This window comes from Serratia sp. YWN4, from assembly GCF_055790845.1.
This window is the reverse complement of sequence record NZ_CM147696.1, coordinates 2,527,102-2,547,343: the sequence shown is the minus strand read 5'-3', so window position 1 is coordinate 2,547,343 and position 20,242 is coordinate 2,527,102. Positions and strand designations below refer to the sequence as shown.

General features: G+C 52.3%; 19 protein-coding genes. 11 read left to right on the top strand and 8 right to left on the bottom strand.

The genetic code is table 11. From position 1 onward, the window contains the following. Positions 1-3: 3 nt before the first annotated feature. Positions 4-1,932, bottom strand: a complete 1,929-nt coding sequence (gene thrS / locus ACX9GT_RS12145; protein ID WP_473191292.1) for a threonine--tRNA ligase — start codon at positions 1,930-1,932, stop codon at positions 4-6. Positions 1,933-2,288: 356 nt separating this feature from the next. On the opposite strand from thrS, the gene ACX9GT_RS12140 reads away from it, so the two are divergent. The 3 genes from ACX9GT_RS12140 (at position 2,289) to ACX9GT_RS12130 (ending at position 5,051) form a co-directional block, all read left to right on the top strand. Continuing rightward, positions 2,289-2,867: a DUF2239 family protein gene (locus ACX9GT_RS12140; RefSeq protein WP_473191291.1), complete on the top strand. Its 579-nt coding sequence runs from the start codon at positions 2,289-2,291 to the stop codon at positions 2,865-2,867. A gap of 62 nt (positions 2,868-2,929) precedes the next feature. Then, the gene (locus ACX9GT_RS12135) at positions 2,930-4,294 is read left to right on the top strand and encodes an MATE family efflux transporter (protein WP_473191290.1); all 1,365 of its coding nucleotides are present in this window, start codon (positions 2,930-2,932) and stop codon (positions 4,292-4,294) included. A 67-nt stretch (positions 4,295-4,361) separates the two neighbouring features. Then, positions 4,362-5,051 (top strand): MarC family NAAT transporter, encoded by a 690-nt coding sequence (locus ACX9GT_RS12130; protein ID WP_473191289.1) that lies wholly within the window; start codon positions 4,362-4,364, stop codon positions 5,049-5,051. A 21-nt stretch (positions 5,052-5,072) separates the two neighbouring features. On the opposite strand, the gene ACX9GT_RS12125 is transcribed toward ACX9GT_RS12130, so the two are convergent. Together ACX9GT_RS12125 and ACX9GT_RS12120 are read right to left on the bottom strand one after the other, a co-directional pair. Next, positions 5,073-5,957, bottom strand: a complete 885-nt coding sequence (locus ACX9GT_RS12125; protein WP_473191288.1) for a PHP domain-containing protein — start codon at positions 5,955-5,957, stop codon at positions 5,073-5,075. A 113-nt stretch (positions 5,958-6,070) separates the two neighbouring features. Continuing rightward, a complete protein-coding gene (locus tag ACX9GT_RS12120) occupies positions 6,071-6,733 on the bottom strand; it encodes a transglycosylase SLT domain-containing protein (RefSeq protein WP_473191287.1) in 663 nt (220 codons plus the stop codon). 109 nt (positions 6,734-6,842) lie between these two features. Here ACX9GT_RS12120 and ghoS point away from each other — a divergent pair, with 109 nt between their 5' ends. Further along, positions 6,843-7,142, top strand: coding sequence for a type V toxin-antitoxin system endoribonuclease antitoxin GhoS (gene ghoS, locus ACX9GT_RS12115; RefSeq protein ID WP_473191286.1), 300 nt, complete (start codon positions 6,843-6,845; stop codon positions 7,140-7,142). 91 nt (positions 7,143-7,233) lie between these two features. On the opposite strand, the gene ACX9GT_RS12110 is transcribed toward ghoS, so the two are convergent. After that, on the bottom strand, positions 7,234-7,683 hold the full coding sequence (locus tag ACX9GT_RS12110) for a GNAT family N-acetyltransferase (RefSeq protein WP_473191285.1): 450 nt from the start codon (positions 7,681-7,683) through the stop codon (positions 7,234-7,236). A gap of 232 nt (positions 7,684-7,915) precedes the next feature. Here ACX9GT_RS12110 and ACX9GT_RS12105 point away from each other — a divergent pair, with 232 nt between their 5' ends. Then, positions 7,916-8,785, top strand: coding sequence for a fructosamine kinase family protein (locus ACX9GT_RS12105; protein ID WP_473191284.1), 870 nt, complete (start codon positions 7,916-7,918; stop codon positions 8,783-8,785). Positions 8,786-8,834: 49 nt separating this feature from the next. Here ACX9GT_RS12105 and ACX9GT_RS12100 read toward each other — a convergent pair whose 3' ends face one another. Then, positions 8,835-9,395, bottom strand: coding sequence for a YniB family protein (locus tag ACX9GT_RS12100; RefSeq protein WP_473191283.1), 561 nt, complete (start codon positions 9,393-9,395; stop codon positions 8,835-8,837). A gap of 195 nt (positions 9,396-9,590) precedes the next feature. Between ACX9GT_RS12100 and hxpB the strand changes: the two genes are divergently transcribed. From hxpB to ACX9GT_RS12075, 5 genes are all read left to right on the top strand, one after another. Next, the gene (gene hxpB, locus ACX9GT_RS12095) at positions 9,591-10,256 is read left to right on the top strand and encodes a hexitol phosphatase HxpB (protein ID WP_473191282.1); all 666 of its coding nucleotides are present in this window, start codon (positions 9,591-9,593) and stop codon (positions 10,254-10,256) included. 266 nt (positions 10,257-10,522) lie between these two features. Continuing rightward, on the top strand, positions 10,523-11,359 hold the full coding sequence (kduI, locus tag ACX9GT_RS12090) for a 5-dehydro-4-deoxy-D-glucuronate isomerase (RefSeq protein ID WP_473191281.1): 837 nt from the start codon (positions 10,523-10,525) through the stop codon (positions 11,357-11,359). A gap of 58 nt (positions 11,360-11,417) precedes the next feature. Beyond that, positions 11,418-12,179 carry a 2-dehydro-3-deoxy-D-gluconate 5-dehydrogenase KduD gene (gene kduD / locus ACX9GT_RS12085; protein ID WP_473191280.1) on the top strand — a complete coding sequence of 254 codons (762 nt, stop codon included), beginning with the start codon at positions 11,418-11,420 and terminating at the stop codon, positions 12,177-12,179. Between the two features lie 174 nt (positions 12,180-12,353). Further along, positions 12,354-12,902 carry a metal-dependent hydrolase gene (locus tag ACX9GT_RS12080; RefSeq protein ID WP_473191279.1) on the top strand — a complete coding sequence of 183 codons (549 nt, stop codon included), beginning with the start codon at positions 12,354-12,356 and terminating at the stop codon, positions 12,900-12,902. A gap of 182 nt (positions 12,903-13,084) precedes the next feature. Next, positions 13,085-14,476 (top strand): L-cystine transporter, encoded by a 1,392-nt coding sequence (locus ACX9GT_RS12075; protein WP_473191278.1) that lies wholly within the window; start codon positions 13,085-13,087, stop codon positions 14,474-14,476. An 81-nt stretch (positions 14,477-14,557) separates the two neighbouring features. Here ACX9GT_RS12075 and kdgR read toward each other — a convergent pair whose 3' ends face one another. Beyond that, the gene (kdgR, locus tag ACX9GT_RS12070) at positions 14,558-15,349 is read right to left on the bottom strand and encodes a DNA-binding transcriptional regulator KdgR (protein ID WP_459398667.1); all 792 of its coding nucleotides are present in this window, start codon (positions 15,347-15,349) and stop codon (positions 14,558-14,560) included. Positions 15,350-15,580: 231 nt separating this feature from the next. Here kdgR and ACX9GT_RS12065 point away from each other — a divergent pair, with 231 nt between their 5' ends. Next, complete coding sequence (locus tag ACX9GT_RS12065) at positions 15,581-16,987, top strand: MFS transporter (RefSeq protein ID WP_473191277.1); 1,407 nt, start codon at positions 15,581-15,583, stop codon at positions 16,985-16,987. Between the two features lie 40 nt (positions 16,988-17,027). Here ACX9GT_RS12065 and htpX read toward each other — a convergent pair whose 3' ends face one another. Beyond that, positions 17,028-17,906, bottom strand: coding sequence for a protease HtpX (gene htpX, locus ACX9GT_RS12060; protein ID WP_459398669.1), 879 nt, complete (start codon positions 17,904-17,906; stop codon positions 17,028-17,030). Between the two features lie 275 nt (positions 17,907-18,181). Then, complete coding sequence (gene prc / locus ACX9GT_RS12055) at positions 18,182-20,230, bottom strand: carboxy terminal-processing peptidase (protein ID WP_473191276.1); 2,049 nt, start codon at positions 20,228-20,230, stop codon at positions 18,182-18,184. Between the last annotated feature and the right edge of the window lie 12 nt (positions 20,231-20,242).

The window sequence follows — 20,242 nt, the reverse complement described above, 5'->3', positions numbered from 1 at the left end:
ACTTTATTCCTCCAGTTGATGAAGACTACGGCTGCGAATCTCTTTCAGCAGCTTGTCTACGACGTCACTCACGTCAAGGCTCCCCAAGTCTTTGCCACGGCGGGTACGAACGGCCACTTTGCCTGATTCGACCTCTTTATCACCGCACACCAACATGTAAGGAACTCGACGTAAAGTATGTTCGCGAATTTTAAAGCCAATCTTCTCGTTTCTCAAGTCCGCTTTTGCCCTAATCCCTGCATCTTGCAGTTTTTTGGTCAATTGCTGGACGTAATCAGACTGGCTGTCGGTGATATTCATCACCACTACCTGCACTGGAGCAATCCAGGTTGGGTAGAAACCGGCATATTCTTCGGTAAGGATACCGATGAAGCGCTCCATGGAGCCAAGAATAGCACGGTGAATCATTACCGGTACCACGCGTTCGTTGTTTTCGCCGACGTACGACGCGCCTAGACGGCCCGGTAAGAAGAAATCGAGTTGCACGGTACCACATTGCCATGCGCGATCCAAACAATCATGCAAGGTAAATTCAATTTTTGGACCGTAGAAGGCACCCTCACCCGGCTGATATTCAAACGGAATCCCGTTTTCGGCCAGCGCGGCGGCCAGATCGTCTTCAGCACGTGTCCACATATCGTCAGTACCGATACGCTTCTCTGGGCGAGTAGACAATTTCACCGCAATTTTTTCGAAGCCAAAGGTGCCGTACATATCGTAGACCATCTTGATGCAGTCGTTCACTTCAGCACGCACCTGATCTTCAGTACAGAAGATGTGGGCATCGTCCTGGGTGAAACCACGGACACGCATCAGACCATGCAGCGAACCTGAAGGCTCGTTACGATGACAACTACCGAACTCGCCCATGCGCAGCGGCAGGTCGCGGTAAGACTTCAGGCCTTGATTGAAGATCTGCACGTGGCCCGGGCAGTTCATCGGCTTGATGCAGTATTCACGGTTTTCTGACGACGTAGTGAACATGGCGTCTTTGTAGTTTTCCCAGTGGCCGGTTTTTTCCCACAGCACACGGTCCATCATGAACGGCCCTTTCACTTCCTGATACTGGTACTCTTTGAGCTTCATGCGCACAAAGGCTTCCAGTTCGCGGAAGATGGTCCAACCGTCGTTGTGCCAGAACACCATGCCCGGCGCCTCTTCCTGCATATGGTACAGGTCAAGCTGTTTGCCGATCTTACGATGGTCACGCTTCGCCGCTTCTTCAAGACGTTGCAGGTAAGCATTCAGTTGCTTTTTGTCTGCCCATGCGGTGCCGTAGATGCGTTGCAGCATTTTGTTTTTGCTGTCGCCGCGCCAGTAAGCACCCGACGTTTTCTGCAGTTTGAAATGATGGCAGAAACGCATGTTTGGCACGTGCGGGCCGCGGCACATGTCGATATATTCTTCGTGGTGGTACAGGCCAGGACTGTCGTCACGGCTGACGTTTTCATCCAGAATTGCCACTTTGTAGCTTTCGCCACGAGCAGCAAAGGTGTCGCGGGCTTCCTGCCAGCTCACTTTTTTCTTGATGACGTCATAATCTTTGTCGGCCAACTCATGCATCCGCTTCTCCAGCAGATCCAGATCTTCCTGCGTCAGGGTACGGTCAATGTCAACGTCATAGTAGAAACCATTGTCGATCACCGGGCCGATGGCCATTTTGGTGTCTGGCCACAGCTGTTTGATCGCATGGCCTAACAGGTGCGCACAGGAGTGGCGCATGATTTCCAGGCCTTCGGCGTCTTTGATGGTGATGATGGCTAATTGCGCATCAGACTCGATCAAATCGCTGGCATCAACCAGTTCGCCGTTGACACGGCCAGCAATACAGGCTTTTGCAAGACCAGGGCCGATATCGCGGGCAACGTCCATCGGGGAAACGGCATGATCATATTGACGCTGACTTCCGTCAGGAAGAGTAATAACAGGCATTAATAATTCCTTATCTACAGTGGTGACCCACACGACAGATCACATGCAGTACAGATATTTTGATGAGTATTGAGTAAGTTATGCATCATATCTCGCCCACAATTGCCAGATTGCTGCACAACTTGATACGCCCATAAAACGCGTACCTTCAGCGGCTTTTTACAACCCTGCGGATAGTAACATTAAATTTGTAGCGGATAAATAAAGTGCAATCGCACCAGCATCAACAAGTTATTGCTGTTGGTGATGAGTGTGCCAGGCGATGGGTAAAACACCGTGAATATCACAGTGCTTGACTTTTAAGCACAATCCCGCCAAATTAATCCGGGTAAAATAATAATGTCCGGGTATAAAAAATGAATACGATTAATTCTGCAACATGCACCGCATTTTTACGCCACCAACGTGTCGCCACAGGTTCCTACTCTGAAGTTGCAAAAGTGCTGGCATCGCTCGATCTTTCAGCTGGCGGTCTGTTGGTGTTTGATGATGCCACAGGAGCACAGGTCGACTATCCCTGGCCTGAGGGCTATGTCTGGCCGCAGCCAGGGGAGAATCCCCCAGCGCAGGAGACTGAACTTGCCACTCAGCCTTCCGTCGGGCGGCCAAAGCTCGGTGTGGTGGCACGTGAAGTGACGCTGCTACCCCGCCATTGGGAATGGTTAGCACAGCAGCGTGGCGGTGCTTCTGCCGCATTGCGTCGCCTGGTTGACGAAGCTCGGCACAATACGGCGGAACAAGACCACGAACGCCAAGCAAAAGAGCAAGGTTACCGATTTATGACCGCCATCGCCGGTTGCTTACCTGGTTATGAAGAAGCGGTGCGAGCGCTGTTTGGCCATGACGGTAAAGTCTTTGCCGAGCGTATTGTTCATTGGCCAGCCGATATCCAGGCGCATCTGGCCTGGATGACTCGCGATGCTTTCACCTCGTGATATCACGCACACTTAGGCACGATGGGTGCTATTACCTCCTTATAAGTGCAGGAAAACGTTAAATGCCAACCCGTTCGCAACCAAGGCAGAAGCCGCTCTGGCGCATCTACCTGATCTTTTTGGTACCCATGGTACTGTCCAATTTCCTGCAAGGATTTTCTGGCACGCTTAACGGTATTTATATCGGCCAAATGCTTGGCACTCATGCTTTGGCAGCGATTGCCGGTATGTTTCCCGTGGTTTTCTTCTTTATCTCACTGGTGATTGGCGTCGGTGCCGGGGCATCGGTGTTGATTGGGCAGGCATGGGGGGCAAATGAACCTGAGAAGGTGAAAACCATCGCCGGAACTGCGCTGATGCTGGGCGTCATCATTGGCTTGCTGGCCGCCGTGTTTGGCTCTCTGTTTGCTCGCCAGGCGTTGCAGGCTCTGGGAACGCCACCGGATGTGCTGGAAGAAGCGGTTTCCTACGCCCGTATCATGATGCTGATTATGCCGCTGTTGCTGGTGTTTATTCTGTTCACTCAGTTGCTACGCGGCGTCAGTGACACGGTTTCTCCACTGTTGGCACTTTTACTGTCTACCAGCGTGGGTTTGCTGCTGACCCCGGCGCTCATCCGTGGTTGGTTAGGATTTGCTCCAATGGGCATCCAGAGTGCGGCACTGGCGGGTATGGTGGGTAACGCGCTGGCCATGATCTATCTGGCGGTGCGCCTGCGCCGTCAACAACACGTGCTGGCCCCCGATCGTGCCATGCTGGCCGCGTTGAAGCTGAACCCGGTGGTGCTGCGCAAAGTGTTGCGCATTGGCTTGCCGACCGGTTTGCAGATGGTGGTGATTTCAATTTCTGAGCTGGCCATTCTAACACTGGTTAACCGCCACGGTTCGGATGCCACCGCAGCCTACGGTGCTGTCACGCAGATCGTCAATTACGTGCAGTTCCCGGCGCTGTCGATCGCCATTACGGCTTCCATTCTCGGAGCCCAAGCGATCGGCGGCGGGCATATGGAGCGGATTAGCCCCATTCTGCGTACCGGGCTGTTCATCAATCTCTGGTTGACCGGCACGCTGATCGTGTTGGGCTACTTGCTTTCGCATTGGCTATTGGGCTTGTTCCTCACTAACCCTAGCGTCTTGGCGCAGGCAGAACATTTGTTACACATCATGCTGTGGAGCATGCTGGTGTTTGGTTTCCAGGCCATCGTCGGTGGTATTATGCGCGCCAGCGGCGTAGTGCTGGTGCCCGTATCCATTTCGATTCTGTGCATTCTGGTCGTGCAGTTACCTGCGGCTTACCTGCTCAGTACCCACTTTGGCTTGGAGGGCGTATGGATGGCGTTCCCCATTGCTTATTTGACAATGCTGGCATTGCAGACCACTTTCTACAGGCTGGTTTGGCGGCACAAAAAAATCGAACGTTTGGTATAACCTTGTTGAGATGAAGCGTCAGGCGCTTTTCTGACATCCACGTCCACAATTTTTGGGGTTTGTTTTTATGTTGACCATTTTGCAGTTGTTTCAAGCCATCGGGCTGGGACTGGTGTTACTGCTACCATTGGCTAACCCACTGACCACGGTGGCGTTGCTGCTTGGCCTGTCGGGCAATATGACGAGTGAAGAGCGTAATCAACAGTCGCTGATGGCTTCGGTGTATGTGTTCTTTATCATGACGGTAGCGTTTTATGCCGGCCAACTGGTCATGAAAACCTTCGGCATCTCCATTCCCGGTCTGCGCATCGCCGGTGGCTTGATTGTCGCTTTTATCGGTTTCCGTATGCTGTTTCCACAGCAAACTCCGGGCGAAACCCTGGAAGTAGAAACCAAAAATAAAGAGCTGCGCAAAAAGACCTCCGCCAATATCGCCTTTGTGCCATTAGCGATGCCGAGTACCGCCGGGCCGGGTACGATTGCGATGATCATCAGTTCTGCATCGAGCATCAAAGAAAATACGCTGGGATTTGCCCATTGGGTGTTATTGGTAGCACCCGTGCTCACCTTCCTGGCGGTTTCGGTGATTTTGTGGGGCTGTTTGCGCAGTTCGACCAGCATCATGCGTTTGGTGGGTAAAAGCGGCATTGAAGCCATCTCCCGCCTGATGGGTTTCCTGCTGGTCTGTATGGGCGTTCAATTTATTATCAACGGTGTGCTGGAGATAATCTCCACCTACACACCAAACGCCCTCTAAAAACCTTAATTTGGCAAGGGCTCATGCGCTAGCGGCTGCAACAAATCGGCGTATTTCTGCGAGATGCTGTAAGCCGTAAGCGCATTGCCCAACTTCTATTTTCGGTTTGTTGCGCCCATGGAAATCACTACCGCAGGTCACAAATGCCGAACGATCAACAGCGAAGTCGTATAGCTGGCTGGCCAACTCTGGCGAATGGTAGCTGGAGAATACCTCAATACCCATCACGCCCGCTTTCAGCATGTCATCAATCACCTGAGTATGATCCTGTTTAACGTTGGCACCAATATGCGCCACGACCGGTACCCCGCCATTATGGCGAATCACGTCGACCATTTCGCTCATTGCCGGGTAAGTGACCGGCATGTAGCAGACTTTCCCAGGGCCAAAGAAATCCCAGTAAAAGTTAATCAATGGCATATCGGCCCTGGCACCACCCGCACGATAAGGCAGTAATAGCGGATGGCCGTCATTGCGTTCATCCTCGAGGATCACCTCTCCCATCTGCTCTTCTTGCGGAATAGCCCCGCCACACACCTGCTCCAACCGTTGTTCATCAAGATAGAAATTCAGCTCGCGCAACTTTTCGAACTTTTTCGGTGTCAGTTCACGCTGGATCGCACTGAAATTCTGGTGGATCGCCACAAAGTCTTCACTGGGAGTAAAACCATAGCCCAACAGATGATAGTTACGCCCGGCAAAGGTGCAGTCGATCTCAATGCCAGATAGCACATTCAGGCAAGATGACGCCAAGGCCTTGGCTTGCTCTACCGAATAGGCGTTGTTGTGATCGGTCACCGCCAGCGTGCTGATGCCCTGTTTCTGGCAGCGGGCAATCAATACCTCAACCGGGAAATCCGCGTCATCGCTGTAATTGGAGTGCATGTGCAGGTCAATCTTTTCCATGGGGATATCCCTTATGCAGAAAACTATCATCAAAGCCGGTGGGCAATAACTAAAAGTGAGGAGTGTATAAAAGCAAAACCGGTCTATTACGACCGGTTCTAAGAAACTTAATACTATTCAGACATCGCCTGATAGGCGGTAGTGACTTTCCAGAGATAGCGCGGCGCTTGCGGTGCCGGGTGCTTCTTCTGGATATGCTGGTAGAACTCGTCCGGGCTCATCTGGTTAATACGGTTTACCGCCACACGTTTATCGGATGAAAATGTCCGTAACATCGCCCCGGCACCATTCACATAAGAGACGATGGTGGCATAGCGTAACGTTTGTGGATCGGTGATCCCGGCTAGCTGCTGGCTTTGAAGAATATTGATATAGGCCGTTCCCAGATCAATATTGACCGCCGGATCCTTCAACTCACGTGAGCTTGGTTGCCCATCCTTTCCCTTCATACGGTAGGCATCACGCCCGGCGGTTGATGCTTTCAGTTGCATTAATCCTACTGCATTCGAGGTGCTGACGACGTTCGGGTTAAACCCGGACTCCACCTGAATAATGGCCTTAATCAAGGTTTCGTCGACGCCATAGTTGCTGGCAGCCTGACGAATGTAATCATTATAGGCGACCGGTGTGCCGGTTCGGTTGCTGGGGGTTTGCGGTGGGGGCTTGAGCCAACCGCCTGATGTACCACTGCCTGCCGTGTTGCCCGTTGTCTGCGGATCGTTCGCGCAACCGGCTAATAGTAAGATTGCCATCAGGCAACCGATTTTTGTTTTCACAGAATCCCTCACTCCTTTCAATGAGTTGCGTAGCATATACAACCTGTAAGGACGCCTGTATAACTTTTTTGGTCTATTCTCAGGGTATCCATATACCAAGAGGTGATTTATGAGTCAATCTCCACCCACCTGTTTTGTGGTGACTTTCAACGTTCAGGAAGACGGTTCAACCGATTTATCCAAGCTAAGCGGGCAACTCACTCGCGAAGGATTTACCACCTCGGTCACTGATGAGCGAGGCATCCAACATCAACTGGAGAGCACCAGCTTTGCGTTGATAACGCCGCTGGATCAACAGGTTGTACAACAACTGGCCCAAGGGTTCGGCCAGGTTGCCTTAGGCAAGCCCCCCAAGGTCACCGTTGCTACCTCCAAGGACTACGTCAAGCGGTTACATACTGATACATAAAATAAAGTCATTCACCGTCGCGGGATTCATCACCCACTTTGGGTAACGAAACCTGCGACGATCACCCCACCAACCTTGCACACATCCCCCCCTAGTGCTGCTGATAAATATCAGGCCGAACAATATGCCAGGCGAAGTTCTCTTCATTGATTGGCTGATACCCCACTTTTTGATACAACCAAGGCGCGCTGTTGGTAACCAACATGATGCGCCGCAGGCGCTGCAACACCGGATGTTCCAGCGAACACTCCATTAGCCAGCGTGCCAGCCCCTGCCGTTCAAATTCTGGCGTGACGAAAACGTCACACAGATAGCCAAAAGTCACGTAGTCAGTCACCAAGCGGGTAAAACCGATTTGCTGGTTCCGATGATAAAGCCCAAAACACAGGCTGTTCTCTATCGATAGGCTTACCGTTTCCAGCGAAATCCCTTTCGCCCAACTGGTGGTGGTCAAAAAAGTGTGGGTAAAAACCAGATCCAACTCACTCTTATCGCTACTGATGTGAAATTCGCCGCGCTGCCATCGCATGTTTTGCTCCATCACTACTCCTACTGTTGGCTGATTTAAGGACACAGTGCACAAACATCGCCGAGCAACCAGCAAGTTGCAAGAGTAGGCGTACTTAAATTAATCAATAGCGTATATACTTTGACCAGACACGCGGCAGTGGAATTATCACCAGTAGTTGGTACAGCTGTGCGCCATGTCGTGTTTTCGCAACAGGAAAGACGCTAACCTAATGAAATCGCAGGCAACACAGAGGGGAATGACTATGTGGCAAGCCGTTAGTCGTCTGTTAAGTGAACATCTTGGCAGCGCAGAAATCCGCGAAAGGACTGAACTACCCGGAGGAGAAATTCATTCGGCGTGGCGCGTGAGTTACGGTGACAGCGAGGTGTTTGTGAAATGCGATACCCGCGAACTGCTGCCGATATTCACGGCCGAAGCCGATCAACTGGCACTCTTGGCGCGCAGTAAGACCGTACGCGTACCCGAGGTGTACGGTGTTGGCAGCGATCGCGATTACAGTTTCCTGCTGCTGGAATATCAACCACTTAAACCGTTAGATGCGCATGGTGCGCATTGTCTGGGCCAGCAGTTGGCCCGCCTGCACCAATGGAGCGAACAACCGCAGTTCGGTCTGGATTTCGATAACGATCTTTCCACCACGCCGCAGCCCAATGCCTGGCAACGCCGCTGGGCCGAGTTTTTTGCCGAACAGCGCATCGGCTGGCAGTTGCAGCTAGCTGCCGAAAAGGGCATGACCTTCGGCGATATCGATGAAATCATCGACGTAGTGTATCTGCGACTACAACACCACCAACCGCAGCCTTCCCTACTGCACGGGGATTTATGGCCCGCCAACTGCGCGTTGGCCGCCGATGGCCCGTTCCTGTTTGACCCGGCCTGTTACTGGGGCGATCGCGAGTGCGATCTTGCCATGTTGCCACTTTACCCGGACCTGCCAGCACAGATTTATGATGGCTACCAAAGCATTTGGCCACTGGAGGCCGGTTTTATTGAGCGGCAGCCGCTGTATCAACTCTACTACCTGCTTAACCGCAGCAATCTGTTCGGCGGCCAGCATTTGGTCACCGCACAGCGCGCTATCGACGCCTTGCTACATCCTGACGTGCTCTAAATAATAAGGGCGCTGCAAGCAGCGCCCCGATTCTCAAACCTTTGCCACATTACGCTGTGCCAGCCATTTGCCCCAGCAGTTTAAACACGAAATAGGCCACCACCGCGATCACCACCGGCAGAATGTACAGCGGGAAGTACTGTAGGAAGATAGTATGATGCGGTAGTGTAATACGTTCTTCTAACTGCGCCCGCGTCTGCCCGTCGTTCCCCTTCGCCTGCTCTAAAATCATCTGATCTTCCAGCCCTTCACGGATAAACTTCACCTGACGCGACATCCGCGCACCAGAAGTCTGTAACGCCAAGCCAACAAAAATCAGAAAATAGATGATGATGAACATCAGGTTGGCACCGCTGAACAGGCTCTTGTCGACATCCGGCACCGGCGAGTTGTACCAGAAAATATTCAGGAACGAGGTATTAAAACGCAGCATATCCACGATGACGTGAACAAAATCCAGCATCACGGCGTTAATACCTTTGGTTTTTTCACTGTGTTGATAAACAAAGCTCAACAGTGAAACCAGTGTTGAAAGTAACGCCGGGATGAAAACCACCCACCCGAGAATCCGTTTCAGTATGGCGATGCGCCCAGCCTGTTGATACGTCATGTGTTCCCCTTGTAAGTGACGTAACCGTCAATGGGCTAAGTCTACTCGTAGTTAATGAGGCTCGCCCACCGTTTTCTTTATCAATTGATTAGCAGATCCAAACGAGCATAACCAGAGAGGTACAGACCCACCGGCAAAAATGATAAAGTGGGGAAAACGTGATCTTTTACCGGCGCAGTAGGAGCTAATCATTAAATGACTTATTCGCAACGCATAGAAACCGCTATTTTTGACATGGATGGTTTATTGATCGATTCGGAACCCCTGTGGCTACAAGCGGAATTGGATATCTTCGGCTCGCTAGGGCTGGATCTGTCCGATCGTCACAAACTGCCAGATACGCTGGGCCTGCGCATCGATCTGGTAGTGAAAATGTGGTACCAGTCGATGCCGTGGCAAGGCGTGTCACAAGAAGAGGTCGCCGGGCGCATTATCGAACGGGCCATAGAGCTGGTGCGAGAACAACGCCCGCTGCTGCCCGGCGTGCAGCAGGCGCTGGAACTGTGCCGCAGCCTGGATTTGAATATCGGCCTGGCCTCCGCTTCACCGCTGCACATGCAGCAACAGGTTTTGAAGATGTTCGATCTGGAAAGCTACTTTGATCAACTGGTTTCTGCCGAGTATCTGCCCTACAGCAAGCCGCACCCGGAGGTTTATCTGATTGCCGCAGAGCGCTTGGGCAGCGAACCGTCGAACTGTATCACGCTGGAAGACTCCTTCAATGGCATGATTGCCACCAAAGCGGCACGTATGCGCTCCATTGTGATTCCAGCACAAGAATATCATCAGGATCCCCGCTGGGCTCTAGCGGATTATAAACTGCATAGCCTTGAGCAGTTGACCGCCGATCATCTGGCATAACCCTGTCGGCATCGGCCCCTGCTGATGCCGTTTATTTTCCCTCCCAGTTGCATCTCCGGCACTTTTTTACTGCAAAACCCCGACTGCGTCATAAAATAAATAAAACGGCATTTCATTTTTATTGAATTCGTATGTCAGGCGTTCTATGCTGGCACCATAAAGAAAACGCCGGGCAGCCGATGACCGCTGTTACTGCCACACAGTGCCAGTTGGCGGCCCGGTGCTTTCTTCCTCAATGGTGAACTTCAAAGAAGAGAGACATTGCCATGGACGTTCGTCAAAGCATTCACAGTGACCACGCTAAACGGCTCGATACCGCTGGATTACGCCGCGAATTCCTGATTGAAAACATCTTCGAAACCGACAACTACACAATGACCTACAGCCATATTGACCGCATCATTATCGGTGGGGTTAAACCGGTAAATGTCACGGTCAGCATCGGCGACGAAGTGGGTAAACAACTGGGCGTGAGCTATTTCCTTGAGCGCCGTGAATTAGGCATGATTAATATCGGCGGGCCGGGTGTGGTAGTCGTGGATGGCCATACCTACGAAATTGGCCACGAAGAAGCGCTGTACGTAGGCAAAGGTGCACAGCGCGTTGAATTCAGCAGCCTGGATGCCCACAAACCCGCCAAGTTCTATTACAACAGCGCCCCGGCGCATACTCATTACCCCAATAAAAAGATCACCCTGGCAGAAGCTTCACCGCAAACGCTGGGTGACAACGCGACCAGCAACCGCCGTACCATCAACAAATTCATCGTTCCAGACGTCTTACCCACCTGCCAGTTGACCATGGGCCTGACCAAACTGGCGGAAGGCAATCTCTGGAACACCATGCCCTGCCATACCCACGATCGCCGCATGGAAGTGTATTTCTATTTCGACATGGACGACGATACCGCAGTGTTCCACATGATGGGGCAACCGCAGGAAACACGTCATCTGCTGGTACAAAACGAACAGGCGGTGATCTCGCCAAGCTGGTCGATTCATTCCGGTGTCGGCACCAAACGTTATACCTTTATCTGGGGTATGGTTGGCGAAAATCAGGTTTTTGGTGACATGGACCATCTCGCTACCTGCGATCTGCGTTAAATCCCTTCAGCCATCATCTGCACGGTGCACCCGCGCCGTGCAGCACGAGAATACAGTCATGATTTTGAATTCCTTTGATTTAGCAGGCAAAGTGGCGCTCATCACCGGCTGCAATACCGGTTTGGGCCAAGGTGTAGCGGTTGGGCTGGCTCAGGCCGGTTGCGACATTATCGGCGTCAACCGCAGCGATCCACATGAAACAATGGCTAAAGTGACTCAGCTTGGGCGCCGCTTCCTGAATTTGAAAGCCGATTTAGGCAAGATTGACGCTATTCCTTCATTATTGGAAGAAGCCGTCCGCGAATTCGGCAAAGTGGATATTCTGGTCAATAACGCGGGTATTATCCGGCGTGAGGACGCGCTCAGCTTCAATGAAAAAGATTGGGACGATGTGATGGACGTTAACATCAAAACCCTGTTCTTTATGGCGCAGGCCGTGGCGAAACAGTTTGTCAGCCAAGGGAGCGGCGGCAAAATCATTAATATCGCCTCGATGCTCTCTTTCCAGGGCGGTATCCGCGTGCCTTCTTATACCGCCTCAAAAAGCGCCGTGTTGGGCATTACCCGCCTGCTGGCGAACGAATGGGCGCAATATGGTATCAACGTGAACGCCATTGCCCCCGGTTACATGGCCACCAACAACACTCAGCAACTGCGCACCAATGAAGAACGCAATCAGCAAATTCTGGAGCGCATTCCCGCCGGGCGCTGGGGCACGCCAGAAGATATTATGGGGCCGATCGTCTTTCTGGCCTCTGCCGCTTCCGACTATGTGAATGGTTATACCATTGCGGTTGATGGCGGTTGGCTGGCACGTTAAACGCGTGCATCAAGACACTTTCTTGGGCTCTGTGCATGCAGAGCCTTCTATTGATTCAACCCGTTGTAATACGCCGTAAAATAAACAATTAGTTACGCGGTAACATCTTCCGAAACTGTAAAAAAAACCATATACTGGATAAATTAACAGTTTAGTAACCGGAATAACCACAGCATGACCGCGGAAGGACATCTTATTTTCTCTGTTGCCTGTGCGATCTTCGCCAAAAAGGCAGAGGTCACGCCTGAGCTAGCCCACGGTGACTGGTGGCACATTATTCCTGCCGCCTTGCTGACATCATTATTACCGGACATCGACCATCCTAAATCCGTGCTAGGTCAGCGCCTGCGCTGGATCGCGATTCCCATATCACGCGCTTTCGGTCACCGCGGCTTCACTCACAGCCTGCTGGCCATTGTCGGTGGCATGATGTTATTCCGGTTAGATGTGCCCCACAGTTGGCCCATCCCTATTGATGTGCTGCACGCCATGATCATTGGTTACTTCAGCCATTTACTGGCCGATATGCTGACCCCGGCCGGAGTACCGCTGCTTTGGCCCTGCCGCTGGCGCTTCGGTCTGCCGCTGCTGAATTCGCAGAAAGGTAACCAACTGGAACGTGTCTTGTGTTTATGCCTGGTCGCTTTTGCTCTTTATTGGCAAGGAGGATACACACTCCCCGTGCAGTCATATTTTGAGCAAATTAAAAATATTCGATTGTGATCACAAAAAACCGGTGATTTTCTCCTCTTTAGGTCTATAAATTAAACAAATTCGAGCTGAAAGTTATATTCAATTCCATTTGGATATAAGTGGGCTTTCCAGCAAACTGTTACGATATTTACATCGCTACACATCGGTGAGTAGCACTTTTAAACTATAAAAAAGATGATTGGAGACATGGGATGAATCTACCGCTCGTATTAAACGTGCTGGTTTTTGTCGCCCTCCTTTTGCTGTTGGCGCAAACCCGCCATAAGCAATGGAGTCTGGCGAAGAAAGTTTTGGTCGGTCTGGTGATCGGTGTGCTGTTCGGTTTGGCATTGCAAGGGGTTTACGGTTCAGACAACCCGGTGCTGAAAGAATCCATCACCTGGTTCAATATTGTCGGTAACGGCTATGTGCAATTGTTGCAGATGATCGTGATGCCACTGGTCTTCGCTTCGATCCTGAGTGCGGTAGCCAAACTGCATAATGCCGCTTCTTTGGGCAAGATCAGCGTCCTGACCATCGGCACCCTGCTGTTCACTACGCTGATCGCCGCATTGGTGGGGGTATTAGTGACCAACCTGTTCGGCCTGACTGCCGAAGGCTTGGTGCAAGGCACGCAGGAAAGCGCGCGTCTGTTAGCGATTGAGAGCAACTATGTGGGTAAAGTGGCCGATCTGACCGTGCCGCAGTTGGTATTGTCATTTATACCGAAAAACCCCTTTGCCGATCTGACCGGTGCTAACCCGACTTCGATTATCAGCGTGGTGATCTTTGCCGCCTTCCTGGGCGTTGCCTCGTTGCAACTGCTGAAAGACGATAAAGAAAAAGGCCAGCGCGTATTGGCAGCGATCGACACTCTGCAAGCCTGGGTGATGAAGCTGGTACGACTGGTGATGAAACTCACGCCATACGGTGTGCTGGCGCTGATGACCAAGGTGGTTGCTGGTTCCAACATCCAAGACATCATCAAACTGGGTAGCTTCGTAGTCGCCTCTTACCTCGGCCTAGCGATTATGTTTGCGGTTCATGCCCTGCTGTTGGCCTTTACCGGGGTTAACCCGCTGAAATTCTTCCGCAAGGTGTTGCCGGTTCTTACTTTTGCCTTCACCAGCCGCTCCAGCGCCGCCAGCATTCCGCTGAACGTGGAAGCACAAACCCGCCGTCTGGGTGTGCCGGAATCCATCGCCAGTTTCTCCGCTTCGTTCGGGGCCACTATCGGCCAGAACGGCTGTGCGGGCTTGTATCCGGCGATGCTGGCCGTAATGGTCGCACCCACCGTGGGCATCAACCCGTTAGATCCGGTGTGGATCGCTACGCTGGTAGGCCTTGTGACCATCAGTTCCGCCGGTGTTGCCGGGGTCGGTGGTGGTGCAACCTTCGCTGCCCTGATCGTTCTACCCGCCATGGGCTTGCCGGTAACGCTGGTTGCCTTGCTGATCTCCGTTGAACCTTTGATCGACATGGGCCGTACCGCATTAAACGTTAGCGGCGCGATGACCGCCGGTACCGTTACCAGCCAATTGATGAAGCAGACCGACAAGTCCATCATGGACAGTGAAGACGAAGTGGATCTGGCTCATCGGTAAAGATTTATCGCAGTGACAAAAAAACCGGCGTCATTAAATCAATGCGCCGGTTTTTTTATTGCGGTGACACAGGGTAACCGATTAAAACGGATAGTCGTGATACCCCATCTGCTCGGAAATCAAGCGAGCAGCGGTGTGCAATTGCGCTACATAACCATCTTTAGCTTCTTCAGAGAAACGGATAGTTGGGAAGGAAATACTCAAGCCAGCGATCACCACGCCAAAGCGGTCAAACACCGGAACCCCGATGCAACGCAGCCCTTCTTCCTGCTCCTCAATATCTTCACCAAACCCCTGCTCGCGCACTTTATCCAACAGCGGCAGCAACGCCTTGGCACTGACGATGGTATGAGGAGTACTGCGGGTAAACTCGACGTGAGAGAGGATCTCTTCAACTTCACCGCGATCGCGCCATGCCAGCAGCACTTTGCCAATGGCGGTACTGTGCAGAGGGTTACGACGACCAATGCGCGAATACATACGCAGGTTATACATTGAGTCAATTTTATGGACATAGACAATGCTGTCTTCATCCAACGCACCCAGGTGAATAGTTTCGCGGGTCTGGTTCGACAGCTCACGCATCTGGATGTCGGCACTGCGGATCAGATCGACGTTCTGCAACGATTTGGCCCCCAGCTCAAATAATTTCAGGGTGAGAGAATACTTCTCAGACTCCCCTTCCTGAGCGACGTAGCCCAGCGATTTCATCGTCTGTAGGAAACGATAAACGGTACTTTTGGACATCATTACCCGTTGAGAAAGTTCGGTAATACCGATTTCGCGTTCGTCGCCCAATGCCTGCAAGATGCCAAACACTTTCAGCACTGATGAGACCGAATCCGGTTGCTTGTCTAGATCTGCGTTAGCCATGGTCAATACCTTACTCACCTGTTTTTGTTTTAGGAAATTTGAACAAGAGTTTCAGTATAATCGGAACATTTCACCCCGCGCAATGAAAGTTGCGGAATAATGACCAGCAATGAAGCAATTAGCGACACACTTCTCACCACTTTTTACACTTACCGCGGAAAACGGTGGGTGCATTCAGCGGCAAATATGATTAGCATGTTAATACTTCCCCTGTTTATAAATGTCCTGACTATGACGCGTTCTTGTTCCGACGGCCTCCCCGTCCCACAGCGGTATGGCGCGATCCTTGCCATTGCATTGGGTATTACCGTTTCCGTGCTCGACGGCACGATCGCCAACGTCGCCCTGCCGACCATTGCCCGCGATCTGCAAGCCAGCCCAGCCAGCTCGATTTGGGTAGTGAACGCCTATCAACTGGCCGTTGTTATCTCATTACTGTCTCTGGCTTCGCTCGGCGATCTGATTGGTTATCGCCGTATCTATCTGGCCGGTTTACTGGTCTTCAGCATAACTTCACTGTTCTGTGCCCTGTCTGATTCACTGGTCACCCTGACGATTGCCCGCGTGCTACAGGGCTTTGGCGCGGCGGCGATTATGAGTGTCAATACCGCGCTCATCCGTATTATCTATCCACAACGCTTTCTTGGCCGTGGTATCGCCATCAATTCACTGATTGTGGCTTTTTCTTCGGCGGCAGGTCCGACAATAGCGGCTGCCATTCTGTCTGTCGCATCATGGCAGTGGCTGTTTGCCATCAACCTGCCAATAGGCATTGTTGCCCTGCTGTTGGGGATGAAATTCCTCCCGGCAAACAGCCAGAAAAACAGCAATCAGCGTTTTGACCCTATCAGTGCGCTCATGAACGCCCTGACTTTTGGCCTATTGATCACCGCCATCAGCGGATTTGCCCAAGGGCAGAGCCTGTTGCTGATCGCCAGTGAAGTTGCCGCGTTATTGGTGATTGGCTATTTCTTTGTTCGCCGCCAGTTGAACCAGGAGTCCCCGCTATTACCCGTGGATCTGTTGCGCATACCTATCTTCGCTCTGTCGATGGGCACCTCTATCTGCTCTTTTACCGCGCAAATGCTGGCGATGGTGTCGTTGCCGTTCTTCCTGCAAGGCGCGCTGGGCCGTGACGAAGTCGCGACCGGCTTGCTGTTAACGCCTTGGCCACTGGCGATCATTGTGGTCGCACCGATTGCAGGCCGTCTGGTAGAACATATTCACGCCGGATTATTGGGGGGCATTGGCTTGGCGACTTTCGCCCTCGGCCTGTTCCTGCTGGCGATGCTGCCACAAGACCCAACGGATCTGGACATCATCTGGCGCATGGTACTCTGCGGCGTCGGGTTCGGGCTGTTCCAATCTCCCAACAATCACACCATCATTTCCGCCGCGCCGCGTCATCGTAGCGGCGGTGCCAGCGGCATGCTCGGTACTGCGCGCCTGCTGGGGCAAACCTCCGGCGCGGCGTTGGTGGCCCTGATGTTCAACCTGTTCCACAGCAACGCCACTCACGCCTCGCTGGTGCTTGCAGGAGTCTTTGCCAGCGTGGCAGCAATAGTCAGTTGCCTGCGCATCACTCAGCCCCGTTCTGCGCCACCAGCACGCAGCAATGAGCCCAACTCAACGACATAAAAAACCCCGGCAAGCGGGGTTTTTTACTGTCTATTGACGACTACTTCAGGTATTGGCCGGAACGCAGCGCTTCAATACGCTTATCCAGCGGCGGGTGAGACATGAACAATTCGCTGAACGACTTGGATTTGCCGTTGATGCAAAACGCCATCATGCTGCCCGTTTCTTGTGGTTCGTAGCTGGTCTTCAAGCGTTGCAGTGCAGCAATCATCTTCTCGCGGCCCACCAGTTTGGCAGAACCGGCATCAGCATGAAACTCGCGATGACGCGAGAACCACATGGTGATAATGCTAGCCAGAATACCAAAGACCAGTTCCAGCACCATCGATACACCGAAGTAAATCATCGGGTTACCATTGCCTTCACCTTCGCCATCACGGTTACCCAGGAAGCCCGCGGCCACCTGCGCAATCAGGCGTGAAATAAAGATCACGAAAGTGTTCACCACCCCTTGGATCAGGGTCATGGTCACCATGTCACCATTAGCAACGTGGCTGATTTCGTGCGCAATAACCGCTTCTGCCTCATCACGGCTCATGCTTTGCAGCAGGCCGGTGCTGACAGCCACCAGCGAAGCATCACGACGTGCGCCAGTGGCGAAGGCATTGATATCCGGTGCGTGATAGATCGCCACCTGCGGCATGGCAATGCCAGCCTGCTGTGACTGACGGCGTACCGTTTCCAGCAACCAGTTTTCAGTTTCGTTACGCGGCTGTGTAATTACTTCGCCACCGACGGAGCGCAGCGCCATCCATTTAGACATCAGCAGTGAAACAAACGCACCACCAAAGCCGAACAGACCGGCCATGATCATCAGGCCCTGAACGCTACTGGATCGAATTCCTGTCAGGCTGAGCACCAGCCCGAAAACCAACATCACCGCCAGGTTGGTGAGCAGGAACAGAGCTATACGCATCATAGAATGTTTACTTCCTCATAAATGTTAATAAAACGCTGCCTTAGATACTCTGAACGTATGGGCATTCGTCACAGTTTCAACAGTTGCGCGCCATTAACCTACTAAAAATACGAAACTTTACAAAAACAGCACTCAATAGCGATTCTGTAAATTGTAAACGATTGTTGCGTAAAAGTGTGAGACTTTATAGCAATAATAAAAGATGGATTATGCCCGTACGCTGCAATAAAAAACGCACCCAATACAGGTGCGTTTTCCACTCAGAACCCAACAAATTACTTGGCTGGGGCTGCTTGCTGCGAGGGTTGCTGTTTTTCGATATTAGCGAGATCCAAAGCAATTCTGACCGTCTCATCCAGATACGGATCCGGATCTTTGTAATCCTTCGGCACATCGTCCAGAGACTTCAACGGTTTCTTCCCTTCACGCTGCAAGCGCTCGTTAATGCGTTTCAAGCGCGTCGCATCATCGTCATGGTTCTCTTTCTCGCGCGTGGCCAGATTGAGGGAAACGATGTTACGTTTGTCTTTCAACGCCTTGTAATGAGCAATGTCCTGCGCGATGAACTGGAATTCTGGATCCTTGGCAATGCGCTGTTCGTGATCTTTCAACAGTTGCGGTTCGAACGGCTTCATATCCCCCGTCCTGGTGTAGGTAGCTGCATTGATGCTATCCCACGGCATGGCGTTATCTTCGAAGCTTTCACCGGTTTCTGCCGGATCGATACCGGTTGGCATCAGGATATCCGGTGTCACACCTTTACGTTGGGTACTGCCGCCATCAACACGGTAGAACTTCTGAATGGTGTACTGCACGGAGCCCAGCGCTGGCCACTCAGGGCGCAGCATCTGGTCGTAAATCCGGTTCAACGAGCGATACTGCTGCACGGTACCTTTACCGAAGGTAGGCTCACCCACGATCAAGGCACGGCCATAGTCCTGCATTGCCGCAGCGAAAATCTCAGACGCCGAAGCGCTGAAACGGTCAACCAGCACCACCAACGGGCCTTTGTAGTAAATCACGCCGTCGGCATCCGCATCTTCACGGATTTTGCCGTTGTTATCACGCACTTGCACCACTGGGCCGCTCGGGATAAACAGGCCGGAAAGTGAGACAGCCTCCGTCAGCGCACCGCCGCCGTTGGTACGCAGATCAATGATCAGGCTATCAACGTTCAGCTTGGCCATTTTCTGCAACTGGACTTTGACATCATCGGTCAAACCCACATAGAAACCGGGAATGTCCATCACCGCAACTTTCTGGTTGCCAACGGTTTTGATGGTCATTTTCACCGCACGGTCTTCCAAGCGGATACGCTCACGAGTCAGCGTCACTACTCTGGTTTTAGTGCCCTTGCCTGCTGGCAGGATATCCAAGCGCACCTTGCTGCCCTTCGGCCCTTTAATCAGGGAAACCACGTCGTCCAAGCGCCAGCCGATCACATCCACCATCGGTTTACCCGCCTGACCCACGCCGACAATACGGTCACCCACGGTGATCGCCTTACTCTTCGCCGCCGGGCCGCCCGGCACCATGGAGTTGATCAGCGTGTAGTCGTCATCCATCTGCAACACCGCACCGATACCTTCGAGCGACAGGCTCATTTCGGTATTAAACTGCTCGGTATTGCGTGGCGACAGGTAGTTGGTATGAGGATCGATTTCGTGGGCGAAAGCCGTCATGACCAGCGTGAAAACGTCTTCGCTGTTGCTTTGCGTCAAGCGTTTGATCGCGAACTGGTAACGCTTGGTCAGCGTGTCACGGATCTCTTTTTCAGTTTTGCCGGTCAGCTTCAGGTTGAGTTGGTCATATTTGACCTTTGCATCCCACAGGCGATCCAACTCCGCTCTGTCTTTTGGCCACGGCGCCTTGCTGCGGTCGATATCAATAGTGTCATTGCCGGTGAAGTTCATCGGCTTTTCCAGCAGCGACAGCGCATACTGGTAGCGCTCAAACCGGCGTTTCTGCGCCAGGTTAAATAACGCGTAAGGCGTATCCAGCTTGCCAGATTTCAGCTCTTCGCCCAGCGTATTGCGCTTGTCGGCAAACTGCGCGACATCAGAAGCCAGCAATACGTTATGGCTGTAATCCAGCATATTCAGGAAGCGATCGAAAATCTTGCCTGAAAAGTCCGCATCGAGGGCAAACTGGCGATAATGAGAGCGAGTGAAGCGCGAAGTAACGCGCTCACTCACGGTAGCATGTTGCGGTTCCTGCTCGAGCTGTGGCAGTTGATCGATGCGGATGTTGGCTGTATCCGCTCCGTAACTGACACCCGCCCACAGCAGAGCAACGACTGCTGTTAATCTGACAAATTTGTTCATGCCTTGGTTGGC

Excerpts from the sequence above, each read along its gene's own strand:
- ghoS (WP_473191286.1), top strand. The coding sequence starts at position 6,843 with ATGAGTCAATCTCCACCCACCTGTTTTGTGGTGACTTTCAACGTTCAG.
- ACX9GT_RS12065 (WP_473191277.1), top strand. The coding sequence starts at position 15,581 with ATGACGCGTTCTTGTTCCGACGGCCTCCCCGTCCCACAGCGGTATGGC.
- ACX9GT_RS12135 (WP_473191290.1), top strand. The coding sequence starts at position 2,930 with ATGCCAACCCGTTCGCAACCAAGGCAGAAGCCGCTCTGGCGCATCTAC.
- kdgR (WP_459398667.1), bottom strand. The coding sequence starts at position 15,349 with ATGGCTAACGCAGATCTAGACAAGCAACCGGATTCGGTCTCATCAGTG.
- ACX9GT_RS12080 (WP_473191279.1), top strand. The coding sequence starts at position 12,354 with ATGACCGCGGAAGGACATCTTATTTTCTCTGTTGCCTGTGCGATCTTC.
- ACX9GT_RS12100 (WP_473191283.1), bottom strand. The coding sequence starts at position 9,395 with ATGACGTATCAACAGGCTGGGCGCATCGCCATACTGAAACGGATTCTC.
- kduD (WP_473191280.1), top strand. The coding sequence starts at position 11,418 with ATGATTTTGAATTCCTTTGATTTAGCAGGCAAAGTGGCGCTCATCACC.
- thrS (WP_473191292.1), bottom strand. The coding sequence starts at position 1,932 with ATGCCTGTTATTACTCTTCCTGACGGAAGTCAGCGTCAATATGATCAT.
- kduI (WP_473191281.1), top strand. The coding sequence starts at position 10,523 with ATGGACGTTCGTCAAAGCATTCACAGTGACCACGCTAAACGGCTCGAT.
- hxpB (WP_473191282.1), top strand. The coding sequence starts at position 9,591 with ATGACTTATTCGCAACGCATAGAAACCGCTATTTTTGACATGGATGGT.
- prc (WP_473191276.1), bottom strand. The coding sequence starts at position 20,230 with ATGAACAAATTTGTCAGATTAACAGCAGTCGTTGCTCTGCTGTGGGCG.
- ACX9GT_RS12125 (WP_473191288.1), bottom strand. The coding sequence starts at position 5,957 with ATGGAAAAGATTGACCTGCACATGCACTCCAATTACAGCGATGACGCG.
- ACX9GT_RS12075 (WP_473191278.1), top strand. The coding sequence starts at position 13,085 with ATGAATCTACCGCTCGTATTAAACGTGCTGGTTTTTGTCGCCCTCCTT.
- ACX9GT_RS12130 (WP_473191289.1), top strand. The coding sequence starts at position 4,362 with ATGTTGACCATTTTGCAGTTGTTTCAAGCCATCGGGCTGGGACTGGTG.
- ACX9GT_RS12105 (WP_473191284.1), top strand. The coding sequence starts at position 7,916 with ATGTGGCAAGCCGTTAGTCGTCTGTTAAGTGAACATCTTGGCAGCGCA.
- ACX9GT_RS12110 (WP_473191285.1), bottom strand. The coding sequence starts at position 7,683 with ATGGAGCAAAACATGCGATGGCAGCGCGGCGAATTTCACATCAGTAGC.
- htpX (WP_459398669.1), bottom strand. The coding sequence starts at position 17,906 with ATGATGCGTATAGCTCTGTTCCTGCTCACCAACCTGGCGGTGATGTTG.
- ACX9GT_RS12140 (WP_473191291.1), top strand. The coding sequence starts at position 2,289 with ATGAATACGATTAATTCTGCAACATGCACCGCATTTTTACGCCACCAA.